Annotated in this window: 27 protein-coding genes; all 27 read left to right on the forward strand. The window is 63.7% G+C overall.

Annotated elements, in window-relative coordinates; genetic code table 11:
• The first annotated feature begins 4 nt into the window (after nucleotides 1-4).
• The gene (locus F8D48_RS06700; RefSeq protein WP_151430644.1) at nucleotides 5-232 is read left to right on the forward strand and encodes a hypothetical protein; all 228 of its coding nucleotides are present in this window, start codon (nucleotides 5-7) and stop codon (nucleotides 230-232) included.
• A 76-nt stretch (nucleotides 233-308) separates the two neighbouring features.
• On the forward strand, nucleotides 309-692 hold the full coding sequence (locus F8D48_RS06705) for a hypothetical protein (protein WP_151430646.1): 384 nt from the start codon (nucleotides 309-311) through the stop codon (nucleotides 690-692).
• A gap of 418 nt (nucleotides 693-1,110) precedes the next feature.
• Nucleotides 1,111-1,338, forward strand: a complete 228-nt coding sequence (locus F8D48_RS06710; RefSeq protein WP_151430648.1) for a hypothetical protein — start codon at nucleotides 1,111-1,113, stop codon at nucleotides 1,336-1,338.
• A gap of 48 nt (nucleotides 1,339-1,386) precedes the next feature.
• Nucleotides 1,387-2,466, forward strand: coding sequence for a hypothetical protein (locus F8D48_RS06715; protein WP_151430650.1), 1,080 nt, complete (start codon nucleotides 1,387-1,389; stop codon nucleotides 2,464-2,466).
• Between the two features lie 175 nt (nucleotides 2,467-2,641).
• Nucleotides 2,642-2,923, forward strand: a complete 282-nt coding sequence (locus F8D48_RS06720) for a hypothetical protein (protein ID WP_151430652.1) — start codon at nucleotides 2,642-2,644, stop codon at nucleotides 2,921-2,923.
• A 369-nt stretch (nucleotides 2,924-3,292) separates the two neighbouring features.
• Nucleotides 3,293-3,502 (forward strand): DNA cytosine methyltransferase, encoded by a 210-nt coding sequence (locus F8D48_RS06725; protein ID WP_205717343.1) that lies wholly within the window; start codon nucleotides 3,293-3,295, stop codon nucleotides 3,500-3,502.
• 42 nt (nucleotides 3,503-3,544) lie between these two features.
• On the forward strand, nucleotides 3,545-3,985 hold the full coding sequence (locus F8D48_RS06730) for a hypothetical protein (RefSeq protein WP_151430654.1): 441 nt from the start codon (nucleotides 3,545-3,547) through the stop codon (nucleotides 3,983-3,985).
• A gap of 149 nt (nucleotides 3,986-4,134) precedes the next feature.
• Nucleotides 4,135-4,506: an HNH endonuclease gene (locus tag F8D48_RS06735; protein WP_151430656.1), complete on the forward strand. Its 372-nt coding sequence runs from the start codon at nucleotides 4,135-4,137 to the stop codon at nucleotides 4,504-4,506.
• Between the two features lie 146 nt (nucleotides 4,507-4,652).
• The gene (locus F8D48_RS06740) at nucleotides 4,653-5,111 is read left to right on the forward strand and encodes a P27 family phage terminase small subunit (RefSeq protein WP_151430658.1); all 459 of its coding nucleotides are present in this window, start codon (nucleotides 4,653-4,655) and stop codon (nucleotides 5,109-5,111) included.
• 52 nt (nucleotides 5,112-5,163) lie between these two features.
• Complete coding sequence (locus F8D48_RS06745) at nucleotides 5,164-6,768, forward strand: terminase TerL endonuclease subunit (RefSeq protein WP_205717344.1); 1,605 nt, start codon at nucleotides 5,164-5,166, stop codon at nucleotides 6,766-6,768.
• 13 nt (nucleotides 6,769-6,781) lie between these two features.
• Complete coding sequence (locus F8D48_RS06750; RefSeq protein ID WP_151430662.1) at nucleotides 6,782-7,939, forward strand: phage portal protein; 1,158 nt, start codon at nucleotides 6,782-6,784, stop codon at nucleotides 7,937-7,939.
• On the forward strand, nucleotides 7,936-8,715 hold the full coding sequence (locus tag F8D48_RS06755) for a head maturation protease, ClpP-related (RefSeq protein WP_151430664.1): 780 nt from the start codon (nucleotides 7,936-7,938) through the stop codon (nucleotides 8,713-8,715). The genes F8D48_RS06750 and F8D48_RS06755 overlap by 4 nt, the downstream gene beginning before the upstream one ends.
• A 12-nt stretch (nucleotides 8,716-8,727) precedes the next feature.
• On the forward strand, nucleotides 8,728-9,921 hold the full coding sequence (locus F8D48_RS06760) for a phage major capsid protein (RefSeq protein ID WP_151430666.1): 1,194 nt from the start codon (nucleotides 8,728-8,730) through the stop codon (nucleotides 9,919-9,921).
• 4 nt (nucleotides 9,922-9,925) lie between these two features.
• A complete protein-coding gene (locus tag F8D48_RS06765) occupies nucleotides 9,926-10,279 on the forward strand; it encodes a hypothetical protein (protein ID WP_151430669.1) in 354 nt (117 codons plus the stop codon).
• Complete coding sequence (locus F8D48_RS06770; protein WP_151430671.1) at nucleotides 10,239-10,622, forward strand: hypothetical protein; 384 nt, start codon at nucleotides 10,239-10,241, stop codon at nucleotides 10,620-10,622. Before F8D48_RS06765 ends, F8D48_RS06770 begins: the two co-directional genes overlap by 41 nt.
• Nucleotides 10,606-10,968 carry a hypothetical protein gene (locus tag F8D48_RS06775; RefSeq protein ID WP_151430673.1) on the forward strand — a complete coding sequence of 121 codons (363 nt, stop codon included), beginning with the start codon at nucleotides 10,606-10,608 and terminating at the stop codon, nucleotides 10,966-10,968. Before F8D48_RS06770 ends, F8D48_RS06775 begins: the two co-directional genes overlap by 17 nt.
• Before the next feature lie 8 nt (nucleotides 10,969-10,976).
• Entirely contained in the window at nucleotides 10,977-11,369 is a 393-nt protein-coding gene (locus F8D48_RS06780; RefSeq protein ID WP_151430675.1) for a hypothetical protein, read from the forward strand.
• Nucleotides 11,370-11,371: 2 nt separating this feature from the next.
• Entirely contained in the window at nucleotides 11,372-11,968 is a 597-nt protein-coding gene (locus F8D48_RS06785; RefSeq protein ID WP_151430677.1) for a hypothetical protein, read from the forward strand.
• 1 nt (nucleotide 11,969) lies between these two features.
• Nucleotides 11,970-12,263 carry a hypothetical protein gene (locus F8D48_RS06790; RefSeq protein ID WP_151430679.1) on the forward strand — a complete coding sequence of 98 codons (294 nt, stop codon included), beginning with the start codon at nucleotides 11,970-11,972 and terminating at the stop codon, nucleotides 12,261-12,263.
• A complete protein-coding gene (locus F8D48_RS06795; RefSeq protein ID WP_151430681.1) occupies nucleotides 12,256-12,636 on the forward strand; it encodes a hypothetical protein in 381 nt (126 codons plus the stop codon). Before F8D48_RS06790 ends, F8D48_RS06795 begins: the two co-directional genes overlap by 8 nt.
• 53 nt (nucleotides 12,637-12,689) lie before the next feature.
• Nucleotides 12,690-12,854 (forward strand): hypothetical protein, encoded by a 165-nt coding sequence (locus F8D48_RS11660; RefSeq protein ID WP_170272764.1) that lies wholly within the window; start codon nucleotides 12,690-12,692, stop codon nucleotides 12,852-12,854.
• Nucleotides 12,855-12,857: 3 nt separating this feature from the next.
• Complete coding sequence (locus F8D48_RS06800; RefSeq protein WP_151430683.1) at nucleotides 12,858-15,881, forward strand: phage tail tape measure protein; 3,024 nt, start codon at nucleotides 12,858-12,860, stop codon at nucleotides 15,879-15,881.
• Nucleotides 15,878-16,519, forward strand: a complete 642-nt coding sequence (locus tag F8D48_RS06805; RefSeq protein WP_151430685.1) for a phage tail family protein — start codon at nucleotides 15,878-15,880, stop codon at nucleotides 16,517-16,519. Before F8D48_RS06800 ends, F8D48_RS06805 begins: the two co-directional genes overlap by 4 nt.
• Complete coding sequence (locus tag F8D48_RS06810; RefSeq protein ID WP_151430687.1) at nucleotides 16,520-18,907, forward strand: phage tail protein; 2,388 nt, start codon at nucleotides 16,520-16,522, stop codon at nucleotides 18,905-18,907.
• A gap of 16 nt (nucleotides 18,908-18,923) precedes the next feature.
• Nucleotides 18,924-19,226, forward strand: coding sequence for a hypothetical protein (locus F8D48_RS06815; RefSeq protein WP_151430689.1), 303 nt, complete (start codon nucleotides 18,924-18,926; stop codon nucleotides 19,224-19,226).
• Nucleotide 19,227: 1 nt separating this feature from the next.
• On the forward strand, nucleotides 19,228-19,467 hold the full coding sequence (locus F8D48_RS06820) for a hypothetical protein (RefSeq protein WP_151430691.1): 240 nt from the start codon (nucleotides 19,228-19,230) through the stop codon (nucleotides 19,465-19,467).
• Between the two features lie 8 nt (nucleotides 19,468-19,475).
• Nucleotides 19,476-20,973: hypothetical protein (locus F8D48_RS06825; RefSeq protein WP_205717345.1), on the forward strand; the 1,498-nt coding region annotated here is incomplete at its 3' end.

Raw genomic sequence — 20,973 nt, forward strand, 5'->3', positions numbered from 1 at the left:
CGCGATGACCTGTCCGTACGACGTGCCCGACGGCCCGCTCGAGCCGTCTGACGGCCCCGAGCCCCGTATGTGGTGCGACCGCTGCCGCAACTGGTGCAAGTGCCCGTGCGGCTGCGGGTGGGGCTGGTGCCCCTACATCCTCGAATCCACCCGGCCCGACTGCTCGGAGGAGTGCGGCGGGTTCGACGGGGTGCCCCCGGATCCGCCAGACCCGCCCGATGAAGACCGATGACGAGAGAGGAGGTGGCCCTATGGCGTCGGAGCGCGACAGCGCCCCGGATCGATTCTGGAGGATGCGCCCGGAGACCATGGCCATAATCGTCGCCGCAGCCTCGGCCGAGCGCCGGGACGCGGTGTGGCCGAGGCTGCTCGCGCCCATGTGCTCCATGGTGCGCGGCGCATCCGGCCTGGGCGAGGTCGAGACCGAGTGGCTGGAGCGATGGCTGCTGTTCGAGGCGGGGCGGGGAGACCTCGGCCCGCACGACGTGCAGACCGTGCAGATGTCCATAGCCGATGCCGCCCTGGCGCTCGGCTATGGAGGCGTGCCCGTTGCTGACGTGGTGGCCGTGCGCGCCCTGCGCGCCCTCCAGGAGGTCGGGATCCTCAGGCTCGTCCATAAGGGTGTGAAGGGGCACTCGTCGCTCTACGCGGTGATGCCCCTGCCGCCTGCTGACGGCGATGAGATTCCCTAACAGTTTCCCCGTCCCCGTGAAAGGGAATTTTCGGCTTGAGCGGATACCTATTCCCTAACAGTCCCGCAGGGTGACGGTTAGGGAAACAGGCGTTTCGGGCCGCGTTATTCCCTAACAGAAAGACGGCTTCCCTGTTAGGGAATGCCCGATTTCAGGGTAGCGGATTCCCTAACAGTTGCTTAAAGGAAGCGTAGGGAATTGCGTCCCGAAATTCCCTAACAGTTGGAACGGATTCCCTAACAGTTGGGGGGTAATTCCCTAACAGTTAGCCAAGGTTTTGCGGGGAACTTTTCCGATATCCAGATTTATCCAGAACTATAGAAGATGCAGGGAGGGGATAGAGATCGGGCATGGCCTTCGCGCGGGGCCGACTCGCATGAGGGGACGCGCCCGACCGCCTTCCCGGAAAGGATCGAACATGAACGTCCACATCATCATGACCGACGACTACTCGCCCAAGCCGACCGTGGCCTTCCTCGACCGCGCGGAGGCCGAGGCTGCCGCCGCGAGCATCCACGGACTCTCGCAGGAAAGAATCTCCTCCCGTATCTGCGAGGTGCCGCTGCTGGCGTTTGCTCGGATGCCCACAGCAGCCACCGAGGGCGGCTGTGAGGGCCGATCTGATGCAGATGCGGCCACGGACTAGCAGGAAAACGAAACGGGGCCTCAGATCGCCCCAGAATCGAGGAATGACATGGAACAGAAAGACCCCAAGGACATGACCGCCAGCGAACTGCTGCGGTGGGCGGCCGAGAACGACAAGCTCCGGATGCGGTGCGACATGTGCATGAAGCTCTACATGATGGACAGTTGCGGCGGCCATGACTGCAATGATTGGCTGAACGACTTGGCCGATAAGATCGAAGCCGATCTCGCGAAGGCCCGTAGAGGCGGCTTGGAACGATGCGCGAAGTCGTGGGCTGAGGCCAACGGCTGTCCCGGCTTCCGCGAGGGAGAGGGCTTCGGCGAGTGGGTGAATCGCTGCTGGCTCCCCATCCCCCGATACAAGGACGGCGAGCCTGTGGACGAGTCCGACTTCGGCGAGGATGCCTGTCTGACCGTGTACGGAGACGGCGACTGGCTCATCAACTGCTCGGACGGTGACCAGATCGAGGGAAGCCGCTCCCAGCGCGTGGAGCGCCCCGCCCCCGAGGTGCTGGGGGCCGACGGCCTGCCCATCGTGGAGGGCGATGTGGTCTACGAGCTTGGCAGAGACGATGCCCTCACCGTATACGAGGTGAACGCCCAGTACATCCACGCGAAGAAGGAAAGCGGGGCTGCTTGGAACAATCTGACCGCCGAATACCTCACCCACACCCCGCCCGTCCTCGCCGCCGACGGCCTGCCCCTGCGCGAGGGCGAAACCGTGTGGCTGACCGACGAGGGGGCGAGGCACGCGGGAGATTCGGACACCATGGCGGAGGCCGGCCCATACGCCCTGTGCGGCATCGGCGCGAACGACCGCCTGACGGTTAAGGCGCTGCCCAGCCGCTTTCACCCGAACCGCGTCGATCTGGTGGAGGAGGGCGCCTGGTGCCCCGCCTCATGGCTCACGCACACCCCGCCCGACTCCCAGGAGCGAATCAACACCGATGTGGTGAAGACTGTCGCCGATTACTGGGGGTGTTATGGTGTTTGCTGCGAGGACTGCCCCGCGAAGATCGACGGCGAGAAACCCTACGTAAGGTACAGCGTCAACAACTGCGACTGTGCTAAGGCGATCGATCTGCTGCGCCGCCAGCGCGAGCTGGACAAGCGGATGGGAGGCGAGTAGCCATGTGCGAGTACTGCGAGGGTGAATCCCGCATCATCTGCGTTGGGCTATTTTCGGCGGTCATCAGAGAGAACAGACTCGTGATCGATTACCTCGGTGGCCGCTCTCCGCAACGGGTGGTCAGGGTCATCGGCTTCTGCCCCATGTGCGGGCGCGACCTGAGGGGAGGAGAGCGATGAGCGAACTTAAGCGCGGCGATTACGTGGAGTTCGTCGGCCCCTTCGGCGACGCCGAGTTCGGCCGCGTCGCCTCCGTGGCCGATAACGGCAGGGCGTTCGTCTGCTTCTCCACCGGCTGCACGGCCGCAGCATGCGACCCGGCGCACCTCAGAAAGGTCGAGCCGCGCGCATGGATGGAGCAGCTCGGGTTCGGCTACCATCGCTTCGACGACGAGTGCCCTGATTACTACCCCGGCTGCTGTGCGGCGTACTGCCCGGAGAAGGGAGGGGCGCGATGATCGAGGCGATGGCGCAGTCGCGCCGCAACTTCTGCCGACGCAACTGCTTCCGCGCCACCGAGCGCGGCGGCTGCACGGTGCGGGCTAGGCCCGAGCGGGTCGGCCCCCAGTTCCCGAGGCGCGGCGGCGCGTCTCGGCGACCCGTGCCACCCCCTCGCCGCCGGTATGCACGCCCCTCTGCTGTGCGTGGTTGACCACAATACAAACGCCGCCGTGGACGAGGGCGTGAGCGGCACCTTGAAGTGCGAGGGGGGGGGTCTCCGTGGATAGCGTCGCGAGCAGCGGGGCCGACGTGTGCGGCACCCTCTGCGCAAGGGATTACAAGGGCGTCGGAGACCAGGACATCGGAGAAGGAAAGGTGATCGTGCAATGGGATACGTCGTCAGAAGGCTGACGCCGGTGGAGTGCGAGCGGCTTCAGGGCTTCCCCGACGATTGGACGAAAATCGACGATGGAACCCCCGACACGCCGCGCTACAAGGCCCTGGGCAACTCCATGGCCGTGCCGGTCATGCGGTGGATAGGCGAGCGCATCCAGATGGTTGACGACCTGATGCGCGAGAGTGGGGAGAGTGTATAATAACCGTTACCTTGAAAACCGAATAGTGGGAAGGACTGGCATATGGCCGAAAACACTGCCGAGGTCGTGGACATCCTGAGAGGCTACGGGAGGGCCTGCGACGAGCTTGAGAGCCTGACCGAGGAGCACAACCGCATCATCAGCGCGCTCTACTCGATCACATCAGATCCGTCATCGTCGGGCGGCGGATCCTCGGCCGACAAGCTTGGCGGCGGCGTTGCGAGGCTCGTAGACCTCTGTAACCAGATCGACGACGAGATCAAGCGCTACATCGAGGCGCGCGACAGGGCGCGCTCGCTCGTGAGGGCGGTCATGCGCTCGAACATCCAGCTCGGCCAGTGCCTCCACTATCGGTACATCGACAGAGACAAGCCGTCGGTCGCCGCCTACCGCATGGGATACACCGACCGCAACTACCGCCGCGTTCACACAAGGGCGCTGCAACTCGCGCAGGAAATCATCGACCTGGGAGCCGAACGGTAAAGTTGTCCGCAAATGTCCGCTAAACCTGTGATATGGTGTAGCCAGTAAGAAACGCGGAAGGGAGAAAGGACTCCGACCGCGCTATAGAACATCAACCGAAGGGACGTCGAACGACGTCCCTTTTTTCATGCCCTGAAACGGAGCGCGCCATGAGAGTACCGCAAGACCGCTCCCTCGCATCGTGGATAAGGGAGCTCATCGCCGAGTCGAGGCTGTACCAGTTCTACAAGACCGACGAATGGAAAGACCTGTCTGCCTCGGTTATGGAAGCCGCGCACGGCGAATGCGAGTGGTGCCGCGAGAAGCCAGGCAAGCCCGTCCGAGCCACGTGCGTCCACCACGAGATGGAGGTGAGAGACCATCCGGAGCTCGCACTGTCCCGCTTCTATACAGATGTCGGGGGCAACACGAGGCGCAACCTGTGGGCCATATGCGATGCCTGCCACAACAGGGTGCACGGAAGGTTCCAGGGAGCGAGAAAACGAGGCGATGAGAAGCCGCTGACGGAGGAGAAGTGGTGAAAGAGGCATCTAGGCCCACCTGAAGCGAGATAGGCCCCCCCAGCCCCCCTTGGGGGGCTTCTGAAGAACCTCTGGCAACGGGGGGAGATACCCGACAAGTTAGAAAATTTTCCTTTTTTGGCCGACTTTTGAGAGGAGGTGATGCCGTGGCCGGACGACACAGACAACCCGTGGACGTCCTCGCGGCTCGCGGTAAGACCCATCTGACGCGTGCCGATTACGAGGAGCGAAAGGCCTCGGAGGTCGAAATGCCATTCGACTTGCGCGACATCGAGCCGCCCGAGTACCTTTTCCAGTGGCCCGACCGCGTGGCCGACTTCGACCGGTACGCCAAGATGCTCGCGCGACTGATGCCCGACAACTTCGGCCAGCCCGACGCCGACCTCTTGGCGCGCTACGTAGTCTCAGAATCGCTCTACGAATCGTTCACCGCCCAGCTCGTCGGCCTGTCGGATCCGTCGGACATCAAGGCGATGCAGATCGCCCAGGACCGCGCGTTCAAGCAGGCCCACACCTGCGCCTCATCCCTGGGCCTCACCGTGACATCGCGATGCAAGCTCGTCGTGCCGGTCGATGAGGACGATGGCGGCGAAGAGGAGTTCTGACCTACGGCCAAGGAAGCGGCGGCGCATCGACTGCCCCGAGATCACCGAATGGATGAGGCTGGTTGAGACCGGCGGCATCGAGGCCTGCGAGGAGCAGCACCGGCTCGTGGCCCACGTCCGCAACGTCTTCGCGACCGAGGAGCTGGTCATCGACTACGACCGCATCGAGCGCTACATGGGATACCAGAAGTACTTCCCGTTCGACCTGCTGCCGTGGGAGAAGTTCTGTTTCGTGCTGTTCATGTGCGTGTTCAGGGCAGACGGCACGCCCCGCTGGGACGAGATGTTCATCTACGTCGGGCGCGGCGCGGGCAAGAACGGCTTCGACGGCTTCGTGGCCTTTTGCGCCATCACTGGCGTCAACGGCATCAGATCCTACGACGTGGACATCTGTGCGAACTCCGAGGAGCAGGCTAAAACATCGTTCGACGATGTGTACAACATCCTCGAAGAGCCAGACAACTTCAAGAAGTTCAAGCGGTCGTTCTCGTGGAACCAGGTTGCCATAACCAGCAAGTCGACCAAGTCTCGAATCAAGTACCGCACAGACAACCCGAAGAGCAAAGACGGCCTCCGCTCCGGCATGGTCATCTTCGACGAGGTTCACGCCTACGAGAACTGGAAGAACATCAACGTGTTCACCACGGGCCTCGGCAAGAAGCCGCACCCGCGCCGGCTGTACACCACGACCGACGGCGACGTGCGCGACGGTGTGCTCGACTCGCTGAAGAGCAAGTCCGAGAAGATCCTCGCTGGCGAGAAGCACGACAACGGATTCCTTCCCTTCATGTGCAAGCTCGACCGCCCCGAGGAGGTCAACGACCCGGGGAAGTGGGAGAAGGCGAACCCGTCTCTGCCCTACCTTCCGATCTTGCGAACCGAGATCGAGAAGGAATACGCCGACTACGTTGAGAACCCCGCCGTCAACTTCGACTTCATCGTCAAGCGCATGAACTGCCCGACCCAGGCCCAGGAGAGCGCCGTCGCCAAATGGGACGACATCCTGGCCACGCGCCGGGAGGTGCCCGAGCTGTACGGCTGGCCCTGCGTCTGCGGCATCGACTTCGCCAAGACAAACGACTTCGTCGCCGCCGTGCTGCTGTTCCGCGACGGCGGCGACTACTACGCCGTCTGCCATACGTGGGTGTGCCGGCAATCGGCAGACCTCGGCCGAATCAAGGCACCTCTCGACGAGTGGGAGGCGGCGGGGCTGCTTGAGTTCGTCGATGACGTCGAGGTGTCGCCGTGGCTCGTCACCGACTGGCTGATCTCCCAGATGCGCCTCTATGACGTGCTCAAGGTTGCCATCGACAACTACCGCTACTCGCTCCTCAAGCGCGAGCTTGAGGGCATCGGGTTCTCAGCCGACGACAAGACCGTGAAGCTGGTTCGGCCGAGCGACATCATGCTCGTGCAGGTGAAGATCAACTCGCTGCTGGTCAACCAGTCCATCGCCTGGGGAGAGAACCCGCTCATGCGCTGGTACACGAACAACACCAAGCTGGTGCCTGCGGCCCACGGCAATTTCACCTACGGGAAGATCGAGGAGAAGTCCCGGAAAACGGACGGGTTCATGGCCTTCGTGGCGGCCATGACCCAGGAAGGAGAGCTGCCCGAATGCAACGAGATCGAGTACATCGAGCCTTTGGTCGTGTAGGAGGTGATGCCTAGTGAACGTCGTCGATTTCCTCGATCTGCGCGTCTCGACCGACGAGATCAAGCCGGCTGCGGGGGCGAGCATCGGGGACGATGCCGCCATGCTCTATTTCAAGGCGGCCGCCACCGACACGGCCATCGGGTACGTGGCTGACTCCATCGCGAGCTGCGAGATGCGGGTCATGGAGGACGGCGAGCCGAAGCGCGGTCAGCTCTACCGGATGCTGAACGTGCGTCCCAACCCGATCATGAGCGCCTACCAGCTCAAAGTCCGAATGATGTACAGGCTCATGGCCAAAGGGGATGCGCTCGTCGTGCCCGTCGGGTCGGGGCTGTACCTCGCTGACAGCTTCACGGTCAACCAGACCGACTACGGAATCGTCTCGTTTGAGAGCGTGACCGTCAACGGGTTCGGAATCCGGCGAAGCTACAGCGCTGGCGATGCCATCTACCTCACCTTCGGCAACCAGCGCGTCAGCGGTCTCATCGACGGGATGTACGACCAGTACGCGAAGATGATGGGCGCTGCCGTGTCCGGGTACCAGGCCGCTGCGGGAACCAAGTGGAAGCTGACCACCCAGCAGGGCGGCACGGGAGACCGTGGGTTTAACAGGCTCGCCGACGAGCAGCGCAACGACCCCCGCGAGATGCTGCAGAAGTTCATTCGCGGTGCCAACGCCGTCTACTTCGAGACGCGCGGCCAAGAGCTGAAGGAGATCGACGTGAAGGGCTGCCCCTCCGACGACCTCATCAAGATCCGCAAGGACGCCTTCGAGCTCGTGGCAAGCATCTACAAAATCCCGCAGTCGATGCTGTTCGGAAACATGACGAACCTCGACGAGATCACGCGCGTTTTCCTCACCTTCACCGTGAAGCCCCTCGCCAAGCAGATATCCGAGGAACTCACCGCCAAGCTGTTCGACCCCATCGAATGGCTGCGCCGGTGCGAGATCGTGGTGGACACCTCGCGAATCAAGTACATCGACATATTCGACAGCGCGGCCTCCGTGCAGCAACTGCTCGGGGCCGGCTACTCCATGGACGAGCTGCGCGACTACCTCAACCAGCCGACCATCGGGACGGAAGACTCCCAGCAGCACCTCATCACCCGCAACTTCGGTCCTATCGACGAGGTGCTGCGCCAGGTTACCCAGGAAGGAGGTGAGAAATGAAACGGTACTTCTCTCTGAAGAAGGAGGGCCGCTCGGCCCAGCTCGACATCTACGGCGACATCACATCGTGGCCGTGTGACGAGTCGGACATGAGCGCCGCCATCCTGTCCAGGCAGCTTGAGGAGATCGGAGATGTGGACGAGATCTCCGTGCACATCAACAGCTACGGCGGCGAGGTCAAGGAGGGCCTGGCAATCTACAACGCGCTGCGCGCGCTCAAGGCCCGCGTCAAGACCGTCTGCGACGGCATGGCGTGCTCCATCGCCTCGGTGATCTTCATGGCCGGCGACGAGCGTGTGATGCACGAGGCGTCGCTGCTCATGATCCACAACGCGTGGGCATCCGGCTCCGGCAACGCTGCCGAACTGCGCAAGCAGGCAGACGATCTGGACGTCATCACCGACGCATCGAAGGCCGCCTACCTCTCCCGCACGTCCATCGACGCTGAAGAGCTCACGGCCCTCATGGATGCCGAGACGTGGATTACCCCCGAGGCCGCCGTCGATATGGGGTTCGCCACCTCCGTTGAGACGTGGGGGGCCGATGCCGGCCCCTCGCAGTGCGCGCGCCGCGCCCTCGTGGCGCTCGCGTCCTCCCAATCGTCGAGCGCCGACGACGAAGACCCCGACGATGCCGACGAGGCCGACCCCGACGACGGGGAAGGCGGCGAAGAGCCGGACGAGCCGGATGAGCCGGACAAAGACGAGGAAGACGGGGAGGAACCCGACGAAGCGCTCCAGCGACTGGGGCGCTTTTTTAACGCCATCAACCGATAGAAGGGAAACCATATGACTATCAAGTTCGCAAACATGGAGGCCTGCGAGCGGCTCTCCGACGCCATGCTCGCCAACGAGGCCGACCCCGAGGCCCTCGCCCTCGCCTGGGCGTCCTACGGCGAGTCCATCGCCAACGAGCTGCGCGGCGAGTTCGCGCAGTACGGCCGCGACATCGACGCCAAGGCCATGGAGTCGCGCGGCTACCGCGTTCTGACCGCCAACGAGACGGCATGGTATGAGAAGGTCATCCAGGCCGTGAAGACCGCCAAGACCAAGCAGGCGTTCATCGAGATCATCGGCACGGGCGACCAGGACAGCCTCATGCCGCCCACCATCATCCAGGACGTCTTCTCCGACATCCAGAAGGACTCCCCGCTGCTCGCTGCCGTGAGCGCCCAGTACGTCGGCTACGCTCAGAACTTCATCGTCAATGACGCCGCCATCCAGATGGGCGCTTGGGGCGAGATCACCGCCGAGATCGTCAAGGAGATCAAGGGTGCCATCAAGGTCATCTCGATGAGCCAGAGCCGCTACACCGCGTTCTGCATCATCCCGCTCGACATCCTCGACATGGGGCCGCAGTTCGTCGATGCCTTCATCCGCTCTCTCATGGCCGAGTCCATGCGCTACGGTCTCGAAGCCGCCGTGGTGAACGGCTCCGGCGTCAACATGCCCGTCGGCATGATGCGCAACCCCGACGGCGCGTTCGAGCAGGAGACGGGGTACCCCGAGAAGGATGCCGTCAAGCTGACCTCCTTCGCCCCTGACGAGTACGGCGTCCTGCTCTCCAAGCTGGCGAAGACGCGCACGGGCCGCGAGCGCGCCTTCGACGAGGTGTGCCTCATCACCAACATGACCGACTACCTCACCAAGGTGATGCCGGCCACCACAGTCCAGGCGACGGTGGGCGGATACGTGTCCAACGTGTTCCCCTTCGCGACCAAGATCATCCGTTCCTCGGCGGTTCCCGAGGGCAAGGCGATCATCGGCCTGCTCGACAAGTACCGCCTCGGCATCGGCGGGTCTCGCAACGGCATCGAGTTCGACGACTCGTTCAAGTTCCTCGAAGACTGCCGCACCTTCAAGGCGATCCAGCACGCTGGCGGCCGTGCCTACGACAACACCTGCTTCGTCGTCGTGGACATCACCGACCTCGACCCGGCCTACATCACCGTCCGCAACGTGGACGCCGTTCCGTCGGTGTAGCCCCATGGCCGCCGACGATATCCCGGCGGTGGAATGCGCGCTTTTCCAGCAGGTGATGCGCAAGCTCAAGATCACGTGGGATGACGACGAGACCGCACACCGCGTGCGCGACGAACTCATCCCCAACGCCGAGGAGGATCTGCGGTTCCGCCTCGGCATCCCCGAGGCGGCAGAGTTCACGTTCACGACGCCCGGTGCCGAGAACATCCTGCTGGAGAACCACTGCTGGTACGCCAACTACGACGCGCTCGAAGAGTTCTACGAGGCCTACTTCGACCTCATCGAGGAGTGCCGCCGGAAGTGGGAGGTGATTCAGTATGCCCTTGAAAAGAAAGCGCAAGGCCCAGACGCTCGCTGACGGCGTTGCCGACTTCTACCGCGAGTTGGAGGGCCGCAAGACGCCCTTCGGGGCCGTCGTCGCCCCCAGGGGCGTCGATGACATGGACTTCATCGCCCGGCTCCACTTCTCGCTCGAATCCAAGCGAGAGCGCGACTTCGACTTCGCCGACCAGCGGGGCTTCACCCTCGCCCAGAAGATCAAGTGCCACCTCGTCCCCTGCATCGACAGCTCGTGCCGCGCGGTCATCGACGGCGCGCTGTACAGCGTCGCCTACATCGACGAAGACCGCCCGTTCATGTACCTCTACCTGGACGGCGGCGCGCCGCTTGGGGAGGTGGGGTGCGATGGAGCCGATTCTTGAGGCGATCTCCGAGGCGCTCGCGCGCGCCGGAGAGAAGCAGGTGTTCTACGGCATCGCGTTCGACGCCGGCATGAAGCGCGCCGCGCCGTGGAACTACACGGTCTACTCCCGCGCCAGAATCGACCAGAGCGCGAACAAGACTGGCGTGACGCGGCTCTACACCGTCGCCGTGACCCGAGAGGACTACCTGCCAGAAGAGGTGCTCAATCGCGTGACGGAAGAGCTTGAAGCCATTCCCGGCACCCGCATCTCGGGCGGCATCGAGTACGACTACGCGCTGAACCCGGGGACGGGCCACCCTGTGGAGCAGGCCATCATCACTATCGCGAAGGCTGAGAAGCGATGAGCGGGCTCATGCTAGACGCCGATGCCGTCAAAGCTCTTGAGGTGCGGGTGCGCAGCTTCGGCGACGGCGCGGAGGACGTCGTCAACGGCGTGCTTCACGGGGAGGCCGGCCCGATGATCTACGGTCGTATCAACCCGCTCATCCACCCATCAGGGCGTCGCTTCAAGGGTCATCCCGCATCGGCGAGATCCTCGAAGTGGCCCGTCTACCGCACGGGCGAGAACCTGGCCGTGACCGTCGCGACTTCGGCCAGGTTCCGATACCTGTACTTCCCCAACGACGGGGGCAATACGAAAAACCACGCGGGAAACCAGCACTTCATGTTCCGGGGCGCGCAAGCAGCCGCCCCGTCGGTCATGGAACGCTGCATCACCGCACTTACACGAGAATGGGAGCAGTAAAAATGGCAAAGGCAATTACCGAGACCGTGTTCTCGGAGTACGAGGTCTACCGTCTCCATATGATCTTCCCTGCGCTTGAGGAGGCCGAGCAGACCGAGGTCGGCACCATCAAGTGCCTGGGCAGCATGGAGGAGGCCCTGGACGTCCGAAAGGTCGTCAAGAAGTGCCGTGGGGTCGATGCGAAGGTCTCCACCATCGGCGCGGGCACCGGCACCTGCAAGCTGACCCTCCATATGCCGTGGGCACTCTATGTGAAGGCCCTGGCCATGGACGCAGACGACAGCCTCATCGAGGGAGTCATCGCCTATGGCCGCAAGTCCCACCACCCTGAGTTCGTCATGACGGCCTACGTCAAGGACGAGGACGGCAATGAGAAGTACAAGGCGTGGCCCCGCTGCGTCGTGACCAACGGCCCCGCGCGCAAGGTGGAGAACGGCGCGGAGGAGGTCGCCGAGATCGAGCTCGAGCTGTCCCTGATGCCCGATGACTACGACAACTGCGTATACGAGGCGCTTGCGTCTGGCCTGTCCGACGAGACGGTGAAGACGTCGTGGCTCAAGGAGTTCACCGTCGACATGGTTCACGTGAAGGAGGCCTAGTATGACCACCGCGAAAAAGACAACCGCGCCGCGAAAGAGCGCGAAGGCAGAGCCGTCCACTGTCCCCGGCCCCGCAGAGCAGGCCTCGGGGGAGAAGGCCGACCAGGCCGACATCTCCGACCCTGCAGAGCGAGCCTCGGTCGACGCTACCGTGCTCCGCGAGTTCAACGATCTCGCCGCCGGGGTTCGCCGCAAGGTCGGCGACGTGTTCCAGTGCTCGCCCCAGCGCGCGGCGCAGATCATCGCCGCGCACAAGGCCCCGCTCATCGCCATCGGGGGTGCGGCCGATGAGTAAGAACATGAAGGCGGCCGCGATCAACTCTCATAGGAAGTTCGAGCTCTCCGACGGCACGACCGTGGCCCTCACCCTCAACAACGCGCTGCTCTACCAGATCCGCACCGAGCGCCGTGACTGCTACGACAAGTTCAACGACTTCATCTTCCGGGGCGGCAAGGACTACTTCCAAATGGTCGATGTCCTCTATGTCGCGTACCTGTGCGGGTACCTCGACGAGAACGGCGGCCTCGACGGGGCCATGAGCGACGTCGATTTTATGCTCGCTCTCCCGGCCGACCCCAACACCATCGCCTTGGAGACGCAGTGGCTCACCGCCCCAAAAAAGATGAGGGATTCCGAGGCCCCTTCAGAAAGCGGACAGAGCAGCTAACGAGGCGCATCGAGCCTCCAAAAATCAAGACACCGAAGCACGAGATCAACGACATGGAGGACCTGTACACGTCGCTCGTGCTCATCTGCGGCGTGTCGGAAGACCTCTTCTGGCACGCCGACCTGTCGTTCCTGCTCTCCGTCGCCGAGAACAAGGCCGCCTACGGGCGGTGGCTCGACTGCGAGAGGCAGTACCTGATGGAAAGAGAGAGGAGGTGACCTATGGCCAAGAAGGACGAGGCGAAGATCAAGTTCAGTGCCGACACCAAGGAGTTCAGCGCGGCGATCAAGCAGGCCGGAGACACGATGACGCAGCTCCGGGGCGAGCTGAAGCTGAACGAGGCGCAGATGGCGAATACCGGCCAGAGCGTCGAGGCCCTGACGAAGAAGCACGACCTGCTCGTGCAGCATGACGCCGCGCTCGCCCAGAAGATCGAGGCGCTGAACGGCAAGCTCGAGAAGGCCCGCGAGATCTGGGGCGAGAACTCCCAGGAAGCGCAGCGCTACGCCAACCAGATCACCAACGCCCGCACTGCCCAGGAACGCGTTCGCGGCCAGATCGAGGCCGTGAGCGCCGCCCTTGACGATCAGCGCGAGGCCGAGCAGCGGGCCGAGAGCGCTTTGAGCAAGCTGAACGCGACCATCGACGAGCAGCAGGCCGAGGTGTCCCGTCTCGCCGACGAGTACAAGAGCGCGGTCATCCAGTACGGGCGCACGTCCGACGAGGCCGACGAGCTCGAATCCGCCCTTCGCAAGGCCAACGCCGCGCTCAACAACAGCAAAGGCGAGCTCGCCGAGGTCGAGCGCATCTGCGATGGCGTCGCGGACTCTCTCAACGATATGAGCGATTCCGCGCTCGACGGGAAGAACTCCATCGAGGAGCTAGCCGCCGGCACCATGCTCGCCGACTTCGGCGAGGCCGCCATCGACGCCGCGACCGATGCCGTGAAGAGGCTCGTGGTTGAATCCGACACAGCCGCGAGCAGGATCAAGGCGGCTTTCGGTGGCGGCGCGGCCGAGCAGTTCGGCGAACTCGAGGACGCGCTCAACCGCATATACGCCAGCAACTACGGCGACAGCCTTGAAGACATCGCGGATGCTGGCCGCGAGGTGGTTGCCGTGCTCGGCAACGACATCAGCACCGAGTCGTTCGAGGAGCTGACCACGCAGGCGATCATCCTGCGCGATGCCTTCGATATCGACGTCAATGAGTCCATCAAGGCCGCGAACCAACTCATGACCCAGTTCGGTTACGACGGCAAGGCGGCCTACGATATGCTCGCCGCCGGCTGCCAGGATGGCCTGAACGCCAACGGTGAGTGGTTGGATGCCGTGTCCGAGTACTCGGTCTACTACGAGCAGCTCGGGCTTTCCGCAGAGGATATGTTCAATACCATGGCCGCCGGGTCTAAGACGTTCCTCAACGGCACCGACAAGGCCGGCGACGCCATCAAGGAGTTCTCCATCCGCGCCATCGACATGAGCGAGTCCTCCAAGGAGGGCTTCGAGCTGATGGGCTTGTCCGCCGACGAGTACGCGGCAAAGATTGCTCAGGGAGGCGACGTGGCGCGCGATGCCACCATCGAGACGGTCAACGCGCTGCTGGCCATGAAAGACCCGATTGCGCAGAACACGGCCGGGGTCGATCTGTTCGGCACAATGTGGGAGGACATGGGCCATGACGGCATGGAGGCCATGCTCGGCCTTATGGGCGCGGCCGCCGACACCGCCGGCACCATGGACGAGATCGACCAGATCCGCTACGACAACGTGGCCGACCAGGCCGAGGGTCTCAAGCGCCGGTTCGAGGACGAGATGCTCATGCCCATCGTCGAGAAGGTGCAGCCCGCCCTCATGGACTTCTTCTCGTTCGTCAGCGACAACTTCGAGTGGATCGCACCCGTCGTGACTGGCGTGGCCGTCGCCTTTGGCATCCTCGGAACCGCCATGGCCATCTCGGGCATCATCCAGGCGGTGACGGTGGCGATGGCTGCCCTCAACATCGCCATGAGCATGAACCCAGTGGTTCTCATCGTCGCTGCCATCGCCGGCCTCGTGGCGGCGTTCGTTCTGCTGTGGAACAACTGCGAGGAGTTCCGCAATTTCTGGCTCGGTCTATGGGACGGCATCTGCCAGGCCGCATCTGCCGCCGCAGAGTGGGTCATGGCAAATGTAGTCACCCCGATCGGCGGTTTCTTCGCGTGGCTCGGCGAGACCGTCTCCGGCATCTGGGAGTCCATCTCGACTGCCGCCCAGCGGGGGTGGGACATCGTTTGCAACGTCTTTCAAGTCGGCATCATGTTCATCCAGGAGCTGCTCGGCCTCGCCGTCGAAACGTTCCTTCTTCCGTGGAGTTTCATCTGGGAGAACTTCGGCGGTGTCATCACGCAGGCGTGGGACATCATCACGTCGGTCGTCGGCGCGGGCATCGACGCCTGCTTCTCGTGGATTGACGAGAGGCTGCGCCTCATCCAGGCCGTGTGGGATCTCTGCTGGGGTGCGGTCAGCGCCAAGGCCTCCGAGCTGTGGTCGGCCATCACGTCGGTCGTCGGCGCGGGCATCGACGCCTGCTTCTCGTGGATCGATGAGAAGGTGCGCATGATCCGGTCGGTGTGGGACATCTGCTGGGGTGCGGTCAGCGCCAAGGCCTCCGAGGCGTGGAGCGGCATCCAGGCCATCGCCGCGGCCGGCGCGGGCTTCCTCGACGATCAGTTCAGAAAGATCAAAGGTGCGGCCGATGTCGTGTGGGGCGCGATCAAGGGCGCCATCGTCGAACCCGTCCAGGGCGCGTTCGACAAGGTTCGCGGCCTCATCGACAAGATCAAGTCCGTATTCAACTTCAAGTGGAGCCTGCCGCACCTCAAGCTGCCGCACCTGAATATCACCGGCGGCTTCTCGATCAACCCGCCGTCGGTCCCCAACTTCGAGATCAAGTGGTACGCCAAGGGCGCGGTGTTCAACCGCCCGACGGTGCTCTCCGGCGTCGATGGGAAGTTCCGTGGGGTCGGCGAGGCCGGCCCTGAGGCCATCGCCCCCATCCGCGTGCTGCAGAACTACGTGGCCGATGCCGTCGCGGCATCCAAGTACGGCGAGGCCGACCGCATCTGCGCGGCCATCGACCGGCTGGCCGGCCGCCCGACCGTGCTCAACATCGACGGCGACAAGTTCGCCGAGGCTACCGCCGGACCGAACGACAGGGTGCAGGGCGGCCGCCAGGAACTCAGCGAGAGGGGGCTGGCTCTGTGACGTGCGACGGATTCTCCGTGAGGGGCCGGCACCTGTGCGAGGACTTCGGCCTGTGCATCGCCGACCGCTCGCTCACGGTGCCGGCCCAGAAGCGGGCCACCGTGTCCATCCCCTTCGCCCACGGCGAGATCGACTTCTCCGCGCTCAATGGCGAGGTCTACTACGAGAGCCGCGAGCTTGCCTACTCAATCGACCTGATCGCCGACACGCCGGAGGAGCTGGAGGCCCGGGTGTCGGAGGTGGCGGCGTGGCTTTCCCCGGTATGTAACGACGACATCGCCGAGGATGCCCTCCCCGGTTACCACTGGAGGGTATCGGCCTTGGCAGTTGGCGTATCGCGCGACGAATCGGGGACGACCGCCACGGTCGAGGCGAAGTTCTCTGCCTACCCGTTCGCCCTGGCCGACGAGGAGAGCGAGGCTCGCATCAGCGTCGGCGCGAACCCGATAGTCAACCGGGGGTCGATGCGCGCCCGGCTTTTCATCGTTCCCGACGGCACGGTCACCCTTACCGTCGGGAACCTCAAACAGACGTTCAACGGGCCGACCGCGACGAACCTCTACGTCGCCCCTGGTGACAACGAGGTGCGGGTGTCGGGCGGGTCGGCCCTCATCCGATGGAGGGAGGGAATCCTGTAAGTGGATCTGATTACCATCTACAACCGGGGCGCGCCCCTGATAATCTCCGACCAGTTCGAGAAGGTTGCCGCAGTGAAGATCACCCGCGAGAGGAACTGCTTCGATTCCCTTTCGTTCACGATCTACCCCGACAACCCCGGCTACGACGAGCTGGCCCCGTTCTCGACCACCATCGAGGTAGTCAACGCCGAGACGGGGGCCGTGGAGTTCGAGGGGCGCGTCATATCGCCCGTGCCATCGGTGGATGCAGACGGCACGGTGGGCAAGGCTGTGGTCTGCGAGAGCGTCATGGGGTACCTGTGCGATTCCCGGCAGCCCTACACCGCCGAGCGCCTGTGGAAGGGCGACACCGGGCGCACGGGGCTCCAGGAGTTCGTCGATTACCTGCTTGCCAACCACAACGCCCACGTGAGCGCCGAGAAGCGCGTCTATCGCGGGCTCGTGGACATGGTGACATGGAAAACCACCGAGAACGTCACAAAGGGCACCAACTTCGAGACAACGTGGAACTGTCTCAAGACCAAGATCATCGACGTGTTCGGCGGCGAGATGCGCGTGCGGCGCGGCGAGGACGGACGGCTGTACCTGGACTACCGGCAGAAGCTGGGGCAGGTGCGGCAGACACCCATCCGAATCGGGCTCAACATGGGTTCTGGCAGCCGCAAGGTGAACCTCGACGGCCTCGTGACCCGCCTCTACCCTCGCGGCGCGAAGCTCAAGGCCACCGAGACAGACGAGCACGGCAACGAGCGCGAGGTGGAGACCGAGGAGCGGCTGTCCATCGCCGCCGCCAACGCCGGCGTGCCCTACATCGACGATGCTGACGGCATCCGCGAGTATGGGATCATCGAGGGCGTGGCCGACTGGGACGATGTGACCGAGCCGCTGAATCTCAAGACCAAGGCCGAGAACTGGCTCGACGAGAACAAGCGGCTGCCGGTGTCCACTACGCTCACGGCCTACGATCTATCGCTAATCGGGGAGGACTTCGAGTCATTCTCCCTGCTCGACTGGTACCACTGCTACAACCCCTACCTCGGCCTCGACGAGAACCTAGAGGTGGTCAAGCAGGTCCTAGATCTCACCGAGCGACACAAGTCCACGCTTACGTTCGGCGAGACGACGACGCTCCAGACCGTCAAGATCTCCACGCTCGCGGGGCTCGCCGGCGAGGTGGAGGTGGTCAAGTCGCAGAGCAAGACGACCATCGTCAACCTCAAGAACTCGATCACCTATACCATGGCCGCCATCGAGGTGGCCGAGGACCGCATCGTGTCCACGGTCGGCGAGCAGATCGTGGAGACATCCGAGCGCATCGACGGAGAGATCGAGGTTGTGCGCTCGGCGGTGTCCACCCTCGAGCAGACCGCCGAGGAGATCAGGGCCAGCGTGAGCCTGCTCGACGAGGAGCAGCAGGTCATGCAGGCAGAGCTGGACATCATGCCCGGCCAGATCGTGTCTACCGTGACGACCGCCTACGAGGCCTACGTGGACGGTGAGATCAAAACGGTCAGCACCGCCATCAGCGAGGTGCGCCAGACCGCCGCCGGCATCGAATCGACCGTCAAGAGCATCCAGGCCAACTACGCCAACTGCACGACTGCCGGCAGCACCGTCGCCAAGATCGTGAGCGCACCCGACTTCACGCTGTACAAGGGCGCGACGATCTCGGTCAAGTTCTCATACGCCAACACGGCCGACAGCCCTACACTCAACGTCAACGGGACGGGCGCGAAGCCCATCTACGTCGGCAACACGCGCATGACGAAGGATCTGAGCTGGAAGGCCCAGGATGTCGTCTCGTTCGTCTACGACGGCACCTCCTGGCGGCTGGCCGACTGCGGCTCGCGCTCGTCGATCAAACAGCTATCCGACAGCATCACGCTGAAGGTGAGCAAGGGAGACGTGTCGTCCCAGATCTCGGTTGAATCCGGTGCCATCGCCATCGAATCGAACCGGTTCTCGTGGAGTTCCACCTATTCGAGCATGACCAGGGCAGGCGTGCTCACCGCGCAGTCGGCCAAGCTGTCGGGCACATTCGAGTGCGGATCCGCATCTAACCTGCTCAAGGTGCAGGGCGGCTCGGTGCTCGGCTACGAGAACGGGGCGAACCTCGGCAAGATCGACTTCTCGGCCCACATGAACGATCTCTCGGCCGGAAAGGTCGTGGCTGGCCTCCAGATCACCGGCAACCAGTGCATTCGGGTCACGACCCCGCTGCTTTCGGTTGCCGCGTCATCGAGCGAATCGACGATTAGCACCCATTGCATCACCGGCGATAGGAAGGTGGTCATCAGCATACGCGAGAGCGGCGACTACATCGAATGGACCACTGGAACGGTGCGCTTCGTGAACGGGCTGTGCACGTCATTCACGCAGCCAAGCTAGACAGAAAGGACACACTATGGAAGACGTCTTCTACGTTGCGATGCTCGATGGCGTCGCAGACATCATCGATTCCCCGTCGAAGATCGAGGCATACGAGGGACGGTTCCCTATCGCCCGATCTGGAATCAACGGATACGACCTCGTGTGCACGCCCGAGGACGGATGGCTGATCGAGCGGCCCTCCGACGACGAGCTGTGCGGCATCGAGCGGTTCAGGATGCCCGTCGCCGCCCCCGACGCTGTCGCCCGCATTATGGCTCTGTCGATTGATGATCCCGATGCCGCACGTGCCGAGATCGAATCCATTGGGGTTGAGTAACATGGCGCATCCTATCGAATTGGAGGCTGTCGCCTTCGACATCTACGAGTTCGCCGTAGGAAAGTTCGCCGAGCGCGGCATCGACGCATCCATGACGCACCTCGTCATGAGTTCCGTGATGGCCCGCATCGACGGCTTCGCAATCGCCGGCTTCGCCGCGCAGGCCCGTGCCAGCGAGGAGGCCGCCCTCGATGCTGCGAGGCACCTTGTCGAGGCTGAGAAGGGCGGTGGTGCCGAATGAGGCACACTGTGAGGATCGTGGCCCGCGAGATCCGCGTGCCACACAACGAGCGCATCGTTTCAAAAAACGTCGGAGCGGACGCCATCGATCTCACGTTTGACGACGAGTGGCGCGAGTGCACCTCGAAGGTGGCCGTATTCAAGAACGGCGCGGACGAGTTCCGCGCCGCAGTGTCGGGCGATTTGGTGCAGATCCCGTGGGAGGTGCTCGACCGCCCTGGCGAGCTGCACCTGTCGCTCGTCGGGTACGTCGGCGAGAAGAAGCGCATCGTCACCGAGAAGATGACGCGCCCCTTCAAGGTTCTCGCCGCCGGCTCCCTTGCCGGCGATTCGCCGTCAGACCCCACGCCCGATGCCGTCCAGGTCCTTCTGAACCGCGTGGGCGATGCCGCCGAGACTGCGGAGGCCGCCGCCTCTCGCGCCGAGGCGACCGACAGGGCCGTGTCGGCGGCTGAATCGGCCCGCACTGCCGCAGAGGCCGCCCGTGCGTCGTCGGAGGAATCTCGGGCATCGGCTGAGACCTCCCGCGCTGGCGCTGAATCGGCCCGCGTCGCAGCCGAGACCTCACGCCGCGATGCGGAGGCCGCCCGCTCGGCAGCCGAAGCCCAGCGCACATCGGCCGAATCCGGCCGCCGCGAGGCTGAGGCTTCCCGCGTCGTCGCCGAGGCCGCCCGCGTGGCAGAGTTCGACCAGATGCGCCAGAACTTCCAGGGCATGCAGTGCGTGCTGCTGCCCGAGGGGGAATACGACCCCGAAACGGCCGAGCCGACCATCGAGGGCGACACGTCGGTCATCTACTATGTCCCGAACCCCCGCCACACCGTCGGGGACCTCTACCTCGAATGGCGCTATCTCGCCGTTTCCGACGGCTCCTGCATCTGGGAGCTTATCGGCGGCCGCGACAAGCTACCGGACGCCATCACGGTCGCGGACATCGACGCCATCGTCGGCGGGGGCACCGCCCCGAAGGCCGAGCGCTACCTGTCCCTGACCGGCTTGGCGTACCTGTGGGCGGTCGTCAGGGAGTGGTTCGCGGCGAAGCTGCACAAGCACGACGCCGCCGACATCGAGACGGGGCAGGTCCCCGTGGCCCGTGGCGGCACCGGAGCGTCAACTGCCCTGGCGGCCCAGCACAACATCCTGGGTGATATGGCGGCAGCCGATGCGGTTTCGGACGCGGATCTGCAATTCGTGCTCGCCCGTCCAGATGGCGGCAACGAGACCGCCGGTGCGGTGTTCCGGGCTGCCGGCTCGCTCATCTGGAATTGGCTCGACGCGAGAATCCGCTCGACGTTCCATTTCAATGCTTCGCACCAGCTTAGAACCGAAGGTCTTGCTGATGGCGCGGTGACCAACGCGAAGCTAGACCAATCCATCCGGGATTCGCTGTCCCGCGTAGCCGTTGCTCGTTGCTCTCGTGTGCTCTTTGCGGTAACGGAGACCGGCGGGTATATCCAATTTGTTGACGAGAGCAATCAGCCAATTTTCGGAATATCGGCAAGCAACA

Origin of the sequence: Adlercreutzia muris, from assembly GCF_008831045.1 — a bacterium.
Classification (GTDB): domain Bacteria; phylum Actinomycetota; class Coriobacteriia; order Coriobacteriales; family Eggerthellaceae; genus Adlercreutzia; species Adlercreutzia muris.

Excerpts from the sequence above, each read along its gene's own strand:
- F8D48_RS06700 (WP_151430644.1), top strand. The coding sequence starts at position 5 with ATGACCTGTCCGTACGACGTGCCCGACGGCCCGCTCGAGCCGTCTGAC.
- F8D48_RS06705 (WP_151430646.1), top strand. The coding sequence starts at position 309 with ATGGCCATAATCGTCGCCGCAGCCTCGGCCGAGCGCCGGGACGCGGTG.
- F8D48_RS06710 (WP_151430648.1), top strand. The coding sequence starts at position 1,111 with ATGAACGTCCACATCATCATGACCGACGACTACTCGCCCAAGCCGACC.
- F8D48_RS06715 (WP_151430650.1), top strand. The coding sequence starts at position 1,387 with ATGGAACAGAAAGACCCCAAGGACATGACCGCCAGCGAACTGCTGCGG.
- F8D48_RS06720 (WP_151430652.1), top strand. The coding sequence starts at position 2,642 with ATGAGCGAACTTAAGCGCGGCGATTACGTGGAGTTCGTCGGCCCCTTC.
- F8D48_RS06725 (WP_205717343.1), top strand. The coding sequence starts at position 3,293 with ATGGGATACGTCGTCAGAAGGCTGACGCCGGTGGAGTGCGAGCGGCTT.
- F8D48_RS06730 (WP_151430654.1), top strand. The coding sequence starts at position 3,545 with ATGGCCGAAAACACTGCCGAGGTCGTGGACATCCTGAGAGGCTACGGG.
- F8D48_RS06735 (WP_151430656.1), top strand. The coding sequence starts at position 4,135 with ATGAGAGTACCGCAAGACCGCTCCCTCGCATCGTGGATAAGGGAGCTC.
- F8D48_RS06745 (WP_205717344.1), top strand. The coding sequence starts at position 5,164 with ATGAGGCTGGTTGAGACCGGCGGCATCGAGGCCTGCGAGGAGCAGCAC.
- F8D48_RS06755 (WP_151430664.1), top strand. The coding sequence starts at position 7,936 with ATGAAACGGTACTTCTCTCTGAAGAAGGAGGGCCGCTCGGCCCAGCTC.
- F8D48_RS06760 (WP_151430666.1), top strand. The coding sequence starts at position 8,728 with ATGACTATCAAGTTCGCAAACATGGAGGCCTGCGAGCGGCTCTCCGAC.
- F8D48_RS06765 (WP_151430669.1), top strand. The coding sequence starts at position 9,926 with ATGGCCGCCGACGATATCCCGGCGGTGGAATGCGCGCTTTTCCAGCAG.
- F8D48_RS06770 (WP_151430671.1), top strand. The coding sequence starts at position 10,239 with ATGCCCTTGAAAAGAAAGCGCAAGGCCCAGACGCTCGCTGACGGCGTT.
- F8D48_RS06775 (WP_151430673.1), top strand. The coding sequence starts at position 10,606 with ATGGAGCCGATTCTTGAGGCGATCTCCGAGGCGCTCGCGCGCGCCGGA.
- F8D48_RS06780 (WP_151430675.1), top strand. The coding sequence starts at position 10,977 with ATGCTAGACGCCGATGCCGTCAAAGCTCTTGAGGTGCGGGTGCGCAGC.
- F8D48_RS06785 (WP_151430677.1), top strand. The coding sequence starts at position 11,372 with ATGGCAAAGGCAATTACCGAGACCGTGTTCTCGGAGTACGAGGTCTAC.
- F8D48_RS06790 (WP_151430679.1), top strand. The coding sequence starts at position 11,970 with ATGACCACCGCGAAAAAGACAACCGCGCCGCGAAAGAGCGCGAAGGCA.
- F8D48_RS06795 (WP_151430681.1), top strand. The coding sequence starts at position 12,256 with ATGAGTAAGAACATGAAGGCGGCCGCGATCAACTCTCATAGGAAGTTC.
- F8D48_RS11660 (WP_170272764.1), top strand. The coding sequence starts at position 12,690 with ATGGAGGACCTGTACACGTCGCTCGTGCTCATCTGCGGCGTGTCGGAA.
- F8D48_RS06800 (WP_151430683.1), top strand. The coding sequence starts at position 12,858 with ATGGCCAAGAAGGACGAGGCGAAGATCAAGTTCAGTGCCGACACCAAG.
- F8D48_RS06815 (WP_151430689.1), top strand. The coding sequence starts at position 18,924 with ATGGAAGACGTCTTCTACGTTGCGATGCTCGATGGCGTCGCAGACATC.
- F8D48_RS06820 (WP_151430691.1), top strand. The coding sequence starts at position 19,228 with ATGGCGCATCCTATCGAATTGGAGGCTGTCGCCTTCGACATCTACGAG.